Here is a 2,771-nt window from a genome sequence, read left to right on the forward strand (position 1 = left end):
AATGGTAGCATAGGTATAGCACAAGCACAGTTATTAGAGGATTTAAGTAAGCAAGCTAAGTTTGTGCGGAGTGAGGGGGAAAATATAATCTCACTCAAAGTGGCTTACCCTGAAAAAATAGATAATAAAATTATATTTGTAGGAAAAGTTTATGAATAAAACACTAATATTTCATGAAAATTCCCATATTGATTTAAATGCTTCTTTTGCACCAGGGACTTATATAAGCTTACAACTAGAAAAAGAAAGCGATGAAAAACTAAAATGGGCTTTTGTAGAATGTGAAAGCAAAGAAAAATTAAATTTATTATTACATGATTGTAATGGCTATATTGATGAAAAAAATCTTAAGGTATTATTTGAAAATGATGATTTGATTTATAATGAAAGCTATGAAGACAATATTTTATCCTTTTGCTTGCCTATAAATAGAAGCAACGAGCCTAAAGAAGACATACAAGATTATAAATACTACATAGTTTTATTTGCTTATAGTAGTGAAAAAACTATGCCTAATTTAGAAGATCATTACATCATCATAGATATGAGCTTTAGAGTGGGAGTTGGAGATGATGAGGATGTAGAAGAAAGTAAACTAAGGAATGATTTTAATAGTGATATAATTCAAACAAATTGTATTTTTAGTGTTTTTGAGGCTGTAGAGTTTTTAAAAGCTTGCCAAAGTTTTAAAGAAAAAGCAAAAGAAACAAATAATTATGAATTTTTTAAAAATTATCCCCAACTTGCAGGAAAAATTGCTTATATTTATTATAGATTTGATTTAGCTAATGAAAAATTTATTAAAAGTGTAAGTGATGGAGATAAGTATTTAAAAGAAAGAGAGAAATTTGTTAAAGTTGCTTCAGATATTTATATTAAAAACCCTATTTATAAAATGGGCTTTGAGAAAAAACTTCAAAATGAAGTTGTTGATATCAACATTATAGAAGATTTTTTAAAGGACTTTGCTAAAAGACTAGGGATAGATGAAAAAGTTTTACCTGTAATTAGCAGCAATGCTAGCGGATTGAATTTAGGGAGTTATAATAAATTTGCCCATATATTAAATTTAAATTTAAATATCAATTTTTTAAATTTTATTGATACTATTATTCATGAATTTAGACACTTTTATATTTACCGCATAAAAAATAATTCTGAAAATAGCATAGAAAAATTTATTTATTGTAATATGAAAGATTTTTATATAGAAATAAGTTATTATGCTATCTTTGACAATTATGATAAAAAATGCTTGATTTATGATAATGAAGATGAAACAAAGAAGTGTTTAAAAAATCGCACATATTATGGAAGTTGGAAATTTTTAAATCCCAAATTAGATCTCTTGCCAAGTCCTTTATACTATGTTCAGCCAAGTGAGTTAGATTCTAGGATTGTGGCATATTATTTCAGAAAGGAAATTAAATTATAATGACTCCACCACCTTTACCAGATGTAGAAAAACATAAAGATTTCTTACAAACCAGAAAAGAACCTTATGCTATTTATTTAGCCATAAATACAAACATAAAAAGTTATAATAATATTTGTCCTAGCGAGCAATATTTTTGGAAATTTAATGATATGAATGAGCTTGAATGCTATAATCCAAAATTTGGCATATATCTTGGTAAAATTGTTTTTGATAAAAAAGGCAACAAACTCATCCCAAAATACATAGCCACTAAATTTGAAAATTTAGAAGAAGAAGTTAAAAAGATAAAAAATCCCTTATGGCTTGCTAATAAAAATCCTAATTATATTAAACCTAAATTTTATGATGGTATGGATGGGGGTTATTATTTTGAAAGTCCAAATAATTTAGAGTATCAATGTAAAATAGAAAAAGACACTCAAATTTTAAGCCAAGAACAAATCATTTCCTATGTGAAAGAACTTTATAGTAAAAACACAATGATAATAAAAAATTATATTGATGCAATCAATAAAGACTATGGCATAAAACCTTTCGTATTTAGTGATGAAATTTATGATCAATTAGGAGAAGTTGGCATTCTTACAAAAGAACAAGCTAATAATTTTAAAGATAAAAGTTATATTAAAAAAAATCCAATATTGCTTGCTATGCTTGATTATTTAGCAAAACAAAATAAAAAAGATGAAGATTATTTAATCACTTTTGATGATGAGTATTTTTATGCTTATTTAGTTTGGAGTTTAAAAGATTTCTTATTAGAGCTTTCTTATGGTTTGTTTCAAGATGAAACCAAGCTTCTTTTTAATCCTGCAGCTTATATGGATGACACAAAAATAGATTATAAAAATTTAAACGAAGAAATAAATAAGCGTTATGAAAAAATATTGCTTGATATGGGATTTGAAGGAGAAAATGGTTATTTTAATGATTATTATGATTATGGCTTTGGCAATAATGGTATTTTTAAATTTAACATATATGATTATTTTGCTTATGATGAAATAGGAGTGCGCCCATATGTTTCTCCTAGAAGCCCTTTTTATAGCCCTAATTTTGTCTATTCTGATGGAAATTATCACGGAGATGCAAAGCTTATCCCTTCTGCTTTAGGAAAGTATTATTTTGAGCTTTCCTATCAGAAAGGAGTTTATATAGAACTTTTACGCCCTTATTATCCAAGCATAAAAGATTTACCAGAAGGTTGGGACAATAAAATGCTAGAAAAAGCTAATTTAAATAAATATGAGCATCCATGAAAAAACCTTTTTACAAACTTAAAAGATTTTATATACCTTGTGGTGTGCTTATAGCTTTGATTATTTTTATAAGC

At 26.4% G+C, this 2,771-nt stretch carries 2 protein-coding genes; both read left to right on the forward strand.

Annotation, left to right across the window (positions count from 1 at the left end; all coding sequences use genetic code 11):
• The first annotated feature begins 151 nt into the window (after window positions 1–151).
• A complete protein-coding gene (locus AJ932_RS03295; protein WP_070277916.1) occupies window positions 152–1,435 on the forward strand; it encodes a hypothetical protein in 1,284 nt (427 codons plus the stop codon).
• Window positions 1,435–2,697, forward strand: a complete 1,263-nt coding sequence (locus AJ932_RS03300; RefSeq protein WP_070277917.1) for a hypothetical protein — start codon at window positions 1,435–1,437, stop codon at window positions 2,695–2,697. Before AJ932_RS03295 ends, AJ932_RS03300 begins: the two co-directional genes overlap by 1 nt.
• The last annotated feature ends 74 nt before the right edge of the window (window positions 2,698–2,771 follow it).

Source organism: Campylobacter sp. BCW_6873 (genome assembly GCF_001762365.1).
Taxonomy (GTDB): Bacteria; Campylobacterota; Campylobacteria; order Campylobacterales; family Campylobacteraceae; genus Campylobacter_D; species Campylobacter_D jejuni.